The following is a 6,814-nucleotide window of genomic DNA, read 5'->3' as shown; positions in this document are numbered from 1 at the left end:
GCCCAAGGTCGCGCTGGCACCGCTGTTCGTGATCTGGATGGGCACGGGCGCCATGCCGAAGGTCGCGATCGCGATGCTGATCGCGATCTTCCCGATCCTGATCGACACCGTGCTCGGCCTGCGCTCGACCGATCCCGACATGCTCGACATGGCGCGCGTCAACCATGCCTCGCGCGCCAAGATGCTGTGGAAGATCCGATTTCCAAATGCGCTGCCGAGCATCTTCGCGGRCATGAAGGTCGGCGTGTCCTTCGCACTGGTCGGCACCATCGTCGGCGAGTTCGTCGCCGGCGAGGCGGGGCTTGGCCATGTGATTCTGGTGGCACAGGGGAGCTTCGATACGTCCACGGTGTTTGTCGCGCTGATCCTGCTGTGCATCCTGGGGGTGCTGCTGTTCAAGGCCATCGAGGTCGCGGAGGCGCGCTACCTGGTYTGGCATGCCTCGCAGCGCGAGCGTCCGGGGCTGAACGGCGCGTCGGCTTGAAGGAATTTACTTTCGCGCGCCTATGAATTTGCCGACTTCCCACGCTGCCGGTAGTGATACGTGCATTTAGGACCTCTGACCTTCTTCCGGGTGGCGAAGTGAGTGTCGSCCGCGTTCGGGAACGCGCACACCCTGGACCCCCATCCCGGAGATACTCGCGAGGTTCAGGAATCTGGCGCTCTCTTTCACCGGAGGATACCGATGCTCAAATCCGACACAAGGCCCCGGACTGCCCCCGCGGTGGTGGTGGTCCTCGTCCTGGTCATCGCCGCGTTGCTGGCCTGGATCGCCTACCAGCAGGGCTTGTTCCAGCGCCAGGACAGGCTCTTCGTCGACCTGCCCGACGCCGCCGGCATGGCCCAGGGCATGCCGGTGACCACCCGTGGCGTGGTGGTCGGCAACGTGCGCGCCATCTCGCTGTCGCCGGCCGGCGCATCGGGCGCACGGCTCGAACTCGGCATTGGCCGCGACCACATGGCGCAGATTCCGAAGGGCACGCGGGCCCGCCTGGTGCAGGAGAGCCCGATCGGCAAGCCCGCGATCGACCTGGTGCCGCCGCGGGCCGGTGGGCAGCCGGTGGCGTCCGGCGAGGTGCTGGCGTTCGAGCGCGGCGGGGACGGCGGCCTGATCGCGCAGGAGATGCAGACCGCGCTGATGCCGGTGATCGCCGACGCGCGCAAGCTGACCGAAAGCCTGACCGACCCGGACGGCGCCTTCCAGCAGACGCTGCAGGCGGGCCGCGATGTCGTCTCGAAAATGCCCGCGATCGCCGAGAGGACCAGCGACGTGCTCGACAAGACGCAGCAGGCCGTGCAGACCATAGAGACCGGTGCCGTGTCCACGCTGCAGAGGGCCGGCCAGACCATCGACGTCGTGGCGCAGGCCGCCCCCGAAGTGATCGAGAAGGTGCAGCAGGCCGCGGCCACCTCGCAGAAGGCCAGTGCCGAGCTGCAGGCGATGGCGGCCCAGGCGTCGGAGCGATTGCCCGCCGTGCTCGACCAGGTCCAGGCCGCGGCGACGCAGACCAACCAGATGGTGAGCAATGCGCGCCAGACCTGGCCGATCAGCCTGCTGACCGGCACGCCGACCACGCCACAGTCGCTGCCGATCGACAGCATCGGCGGGCTGCCGCTTCCGGGGGAGGTGCAATGAGCCGCCGGGCCGCCCCCAAGGCGAATACCGAAGCGCTGCTGCGCGGAGGTTCCCAATGAGCCGCCGGGCCGCTCCCAAGGCGAGTACCGAAGCGCTGCTGCGCGGAGGTTCCCAATGACGAGCCGCGCAGTGAGACGGAACGCCTGCGGGCTGTGTGCCCTGGCCCTGTGCCTGCTCGGCGCTTGCTCGACGCCGCCCGTGCGCTCGGCGTCCGAGATCCAGGCCCAGGGCTACAGCACCCAGGGCATCGATCGCTACAAGGCGGGGAACCTGCCGCGTGCGCTGGCCTTCTTCCAGCAGGCACTGGTGGTCGAACAGTCGATCGAGGACGATGACGCCATCGCCGCCACGCGGCTCAACCTCTCGATGGTCTACCTGCGCATGGGGCGCCAGGACGAGGCGCTGAAGCAGCTCGACCTGGTGCTGGACGAGCGCCGCCTCGCGTTCAGCGCCGAGCGCCGTGCCGAGGCCGCATTGCGTCGCGCCATGGCGGTGCAGGCGAGCGATCGCGCGAGCGCCGGGCAATCGCTCGATCAGGCCGCCACGCTCTGCGGCAGCGGCTGCAGTGTCAGGGGCAAGATCCTCAACCTGAAGGCCTATCTGGCGCTGAGCGCCGGAAACGCCGAGGAGGGATTGCGGCTGGCGCAGCAGGCCCAGCGCGCGCTGGCCAAGGACGATGCGCTGGAGAAGGCCAATGCGCTGCGCCTGCAGGGCAGTGCCTATCTCGCGATGAAGACACCGGCCGCCGCGGTGCCGCTGCTCGAAGAAGCCTTGAAGATGGACAAGGCGGCGGGAGCGAGCGAGAAGATCTACCAGGACTTGCTGCTCCTGGGTCAGGCGTCGCAGGACAAGCCGGAACTCGCCCGGGACTACTGGACCCGGGCGCGCGACGTGGCCCTCGCCGCCGGGAACGAGGCGGGTGCCGAGCGCACCGCGAGACTGCTGGCGGCTGCGGCGCCGTAGACCGCGGCGCGGCGTTGACGGCGGGACGATCCGCGCCGTTGCCTGGGATAGAACCGGATACCGTGCGTTCGCGCCTGGCCGCGACGAGGCCGCTCGGCCGCGGCCGAACTTCGGCATTTGGCATGGCGATTGATATTTGTCAATTTGCGATCCGACCCGCTCGCGCATGCTGGACGCGCAGCTGCAAAGGAGCGCAGATGAAACTCGGAAGACTTGCATCGGCCATTCTGGCCTTGTCTCTGGCGGCACCGGTCGTCGACGCGCAAACAGCCCCCGCGGGCGCGGCCCCGCCGCCCGCCGCCAATCCCGTCGATCCGGCTTCGATTCAGGCCCTCAAGGACATGGGCGCCTACTTGCAGACGCTGGACCGGTTCCGGGCCTCGACCACGCTGACGGGCGAGCGCGTCCTGAGCGACGGCCAGAAGCTGATGCACACGGCCTCGGCCACGGTCGATGCAGAGCGTCCCAACAAGCTGCGCGCCCGGATGTGGAGTGTTCGCTCGGAGCGCGAGATCTTCTATGACGGCAAGACGGTTGCGCTGTACATCCCTGCGCAGAAGTACTACTCGACCGTCGAGTTCTCGGAGCCCAACAGCGTGCTCGTCGGCAAGCTGGAAGAGCGCTACGGCGTCGAGATCCCGATGTCCGACCTGTTCACCTGGGGCACCCCGGCAGCGCCGGTCGACAAGATCGAATCGGCGATGAATGCCGGGCAGGACTTCATCGGGGACAGTCTCTGCGACCACTACGCCTTTCGACAGGGGGATTTCGATTGGCAGATCTGGATCACGGCGGGCAACAAGCCCTTGCCGCGCAAGCTCGTGATCACCAACCGCAGCGACGATGCGCGACCGCAATCGATCACCCTCATGGACTGGAATCTGAAGCCGGCCTTCAACGAGGCGACGTTCAGGTTCACACCACCCAAGGGTGCGACCCGAATCGAAATTGTTCCGGTGAAAGCCAGGTGAGGAGCGCGACCATGAAAGGATCATTCAGCAAGATGCTTGCGGCTCCCCTGGCCGTCCTGGTCTTGGTCAGCTTTGCGTGGACCCCTGTGGCCGAGGCCGCGGGCGATCGCGGCGGTGGGGGCGGGGGCCGCGGCGGTGGTGGCGGCGGTGGCGGGGGCGGGGCTCGTGCGAGCGCCGGCGGAGGCGGTGGAGGCGCCCGCGCTGGGGGCGGTGGCGGTGGCGGCGCTGCGGCTGCGGGCGGCGGCAGGCAGGCCGCGCAGGTCAACAACAGCAGGGCCGACACGCGGACCAATGACGTCCGAAGTGCCAGCGCGAACAACGTCAACAGCAACCGCAATGCCAACGTCAACGCCAACCGCAATACGAACGTCAACGCCAATCGGAACGTCAACGTCAATGTCGCCGGCAACAACAACTGCTGCGGCGGCGGCTGGGACAATGACTACCATCCGGTCGCCGGCGCGGTGGCCGTCGGCGCCGCGGTGGCCGTGACTTCGGCCGTGGTGGGCTCGATGGTGAATACCGTGCCGGCCAACTGTGTCCCGGTCAACTACAGCGGCATGGTGTACCAGCAGTGCGGCAGCCAGTGGTATCAGCCGCAGGGATCCCAATACGTGGTGGTCAATCCACCGTACTGATGCCGCGGCGGCCACCCGGGCCGGAGTTCAACCATGACTCAACCAGCAGAACCTGTGCCAGCGCGGGCGGAAGACGCCCAGGTGCGCGGCTGGCGCGCTGCCTTTCCGCCGGCGCAGTGGCTGGCGTCCTATCAGCCCAAGTGGCTGGCCAACGACGCCATCGCCGGCGTCACCCTGGCCGCCTACGGCATCCCGGTGTCGCTGGCCTATGCCACGCTGGCCGGCCTGCCGCCGCAGTACGGCATCTACTGCTACCTGGTCGGCGGCCTGTTCTACGCGCTGTTCGGCACGTCGCGCCAACTGGCGATCGGACCCACTTCCGCGATCTCGATGCTGGTCGGCGTGACCGTGGCCGGCATGGCGCAAGGCGATCCGGATCGCTGGGCCAGCATCGCGGCGCTGACCGCATTGCTGATCGCGGCCATGTGCGCGCTGGCATGGCTGCTGCGCTTGAGTTCGCTGGTCAACTTCATCAGCGAGACCATCCTGCTCGGCTTCAAGGCCGGCGCCGCCTGCACCATCGCGCTGACCCAGCTGCCCAAGCTGTTCGGCGTCAAGGGAGGCGGTGAATCCTTCTTCGAGCGCCTCGTCATACTCGGCGGCCAGATCCCCGAGACCAACCTCGCCGTGCTGGCCTTCGGCCTCGTGGCGCTGATTCTGCTGTTGCTGGCGGAGAAGTACTTGCCGGGCCGCCCGGCCGCGTTGTTCGTGGTGGTGGCCTCCATCGTCGTGCTGTCGGTGACTCCGCTGGGCGACCTGGGCTTCAAGGTGGTCGGCGCGCTGCCCCAGGGGCTTCCGGACTTCAAGCTGCCCGGCTTGCGGGTGCGCGACGTGGAAGGCGTGATTCCGCTCGCGTTCGCCTGCCTGCTGCTTTCCTACGTGGAGAGCGTCTCGGCCGCACGCGCCCTGGCCGAAGCCCACAAATACGAGATCGATCCGCGCCAGGAATTCCTGGGGCTCGGTGCGGCCAATCTCGGCGCGGCTTTTTTCCAGGCCTATCCGGTGGCTGGCGGCCTCTCGCAATCGTCGGTCAACGACAAGGCCGGCGCCAAGACACCGCTGGCGCTGGTGTTCGCCTCGGTGACGATCGGCCTGTGCCTGATGTTCCTGACCGACGGGCTGAAGAACCTGCCCAACGTCGTCCTCGCTGCCATCGTTCTGGTGGCCGTCAAGGGGCTGGTGGACATCGGCGAGATGAAGCGACTCTGGCGGGTCAGCCGCTACGAGTTCGCGGTGTCGATGATCGCCTTCGTCGCGGTGCTGTTGCTGGGCATCCTCAATGGCGTCATCGTCGCGGTGCTGGCGTCGCTGGTGCTGCTGATCCGCCGCGTCGCGTCCCCGCATGTGGCCACCCTCGGACGCATACCGGGCACGCGGAAGTTCTCCGACATCGAGCGCAACCCCGACAACACGGCGGTGCCGGGCGTGCTCGCCTTCCGCGTCGATGCGGCCCTGCTCTATTTCAACGCCGAGCACGTGCGCGAGGCCGTGCGCCAGATGCGTCGCTCCGCCCCCGGCACGCTGAAGCTGGTGGTCTGCGACCTGTCGACCTCGCCCCAGGTCGACATGGCCGGGGCGAGGATGCTGGCCAAACTGCACCAGGAACTCGCCGAAGCGGGCATCCGCATGCGGTTGGTTGCGGCGCATGCCCCGGTTCGCGACCTTCTCCGCGCCGAAGGACTGGAAGAGAGCGTGGGCTACTTCGGGCGCCGGATCTCGGTGGCCGACGTCATCGACGAGCTGGAGGGGCGCAAGACGGCAGAAACACCGGGGTGAGTGAGGGCCCCGGCGCTCAGGGTGCCGGCTTGCGCCACACACTCGCCAGCCAGGGCTGCTGTTCGCGCGGCATGCCGGACGGTCGGTAGTAGTGTGCCAGTTCGGTGAAGCGGGCTGCCGACATGTATCGGCGCCAGGCGTCCAGGTCGTGGAAGGCGYCGTAGCGGTCGCCGTTCCAACCCTCCTGGCCATCGCCACGGGGGTTCGAGCTGAACAGCACGCCGCCCGGCTTGAGCGTCGCGTGGAGGTCGCCCAGTACGCGCGGCAATTCCTGACCGGGGACGTGGAACAGCGCCGCATTCGCGAACACGCCGTCGAAGTGGCCGGCCGGCAGACTCAGCTGGAGGAAATCCTGCTGCAGGACCTCGCACCCGCTGTACGCCCGCGCCATCGCGGCGAGCCGCTCGGACCCCTCCAGTCCTGTCGCGTGGTGGCCGAGTCGCTGGAATGTCATGAGGTCGCGCCCGGGCCCGCAGCCGAAATCCAGGATCTTGAACGGCGGATCCGTCTCGATGTACTGCAGGAGCGCCGCGATGTTCTGACTGACGTCGTGGTCCCGCGTGCCTTGCCAGAATTCTTCCGCGTGCAGGTCGTAGTGCCCGAGCGTCACGGCGGCGATCCGCCCAAGGTCGTTAGATGAAAGATGCATATTCGGCTCCTCCCTGATTCTCGCCCAGCGGCTAGACGCCATCAGGCAAGGGGCGGAGTCGGATGGCAGCCTGGCTTGGCGAATGCGATCGCCGCGGCTTGCAGTTCGGGCACCAGGGTCATGAGCCGGCGGGTGAGCCAGTACAACTGGGAGGYATCGATCGGGTTGGGCAACCTGAGGA

General features: G+C 67.7%; 7 protein-coding genes. 6 read left to right on the top strand and 1 reads right to left on the bottom strand.

Translation table 11 applies throughout. The features are described from left to right. The 6 genes from AC1D2K_RS26915 to AC1D2K_RS26890 form a co-directional block, all read left to right on the top strand. A partial coding sequence (locus AC1D2K_RS26915; protein WP_478092439.1) for an ABC transporter permease occupies positions 1 to 484 on the top strand: 484 nt, incomplete at its 5' end. 201 nt (positions 485 to 685) lie between these two features. Further along, positions 686 to 1,636 (top strand): MlaD family protein, encoded by a 951-nt coding sequence (locus tag AC1D2K_RS26910; protein WP_478092437.1) that lies wholly within the window; start codon positions 686 to 688, stop codon positions 1,634 to 1,636. A gap of 114 nt (positions 1,637 to 1,750) precedes the next feature. Beyond that, a complete protein-coding gene (locus AC1D2K_RS26905) occupies positions 1,751 to 2,599 on the top strand; it encodes a tetratricopeptide repeat protein (protein ID WP_478092435.1) in 849 nt (282 codons plus the stop codon). 62 nt (positions 2,600 to 2,661) lie between these two features. Further along, positions 2,662 to 3,570 carry a DUF2092 domain-containing protein gene (locus AC1D2K_RS26900; RefSeq protein WP_478092433.1) on the top strand — a complete coding sequence of 303 codons (909 nt, stop codon included), beginning with the start codon at positions 2,662 to 2,664 and terminating at the stop codon, positions 3,568 to 3,570. An 11-nt stretch (positions 3,571 to 3,581) separates the two neighbouring features. Continuing rightward, positions 3,582 to 4,208, top strand: coding sequence for a hypothetical protein (locus AC1D2K_RS26895; protein WP_478092431.1), 627 nt, complete (start codon positions 3,582 to 3,584; stop codon positions 4,206 to 4,208). Between the two features lie 33 nt (positions 4,209 to 4,241). Then, the gene (locus AC1D2K_RS26890) at positions 4,242 to 5,984 is read left to right on the top strand and encodes a SulP family inorganic anion transporter (RefSeq protein WP_478092429.1); all 1,743 of its coding nucleotides are present in this window, start codon (positions 4,242 to 4,244) and stop codon (positions 5,982 to 5,984) included. A gap of 16 nt (positions 5,985 to 6,000) precedes the next feature. Here AC1D2K_RS26890 and AC1D2K_RS26885 read toward each other — a convergent pair whose 3' ends face one another. Further along, the gene (locus AC1D2K_RS26885) at positions 6,001 to 6,633 is read right to left on the bottom strand and encodes a class I SAM-dependent methyltransferase (protein ID WP_478092427.1); all 633 of its coding nucleotides are present in this window, start codon (positions 6,631 to 6,633) and stop codon (positions 6,001 to 6,003) included. Positions 6,634 to 6,814 lie beyond the last annotated feature (181 nt).

The organism is Variovorax sp. P1_H12_2, from assembly GCF_056405335.1.
This window is presented reverse-complemented; position numbering and strand designations above follow the sequence as displayed.

What these genes read in the sequence shown, in the direction of transcription:
- AC1D2K_RS26890 (WP_478092429.1), top strand. Translation starts at nt 4,242, where the DNA reads ATGACTCAACCAGCAGAACCTGTGCCAGCGCGGGCGGAAGACGCCCAG.
- AC1D2K_RS26895 (WP_478092431.1), top strand. Translation starts at nt 3,582, where the DNA reads ATGAAAGGATCATTCAGCAAGATGCTTGCGGCTCCCCTGGCCGTCCTG.
- AC1D2K_RS26905 (WP_478092435.1), top strand. Translation starts at nt 1,751, where the DNA reads ATGACGAGCCGCGCAGTGAGACGGAACGCCTGCGGGCTGTGTGCCCTG.
- AC1D2K_RS26910 (WP_478092437.1), top strand. Translation starts at nt 686, where the DNA reads ATGCTCAAATCCGACACAAGGCCCCGGACTGCCCCCGCGGTGGTGGTG.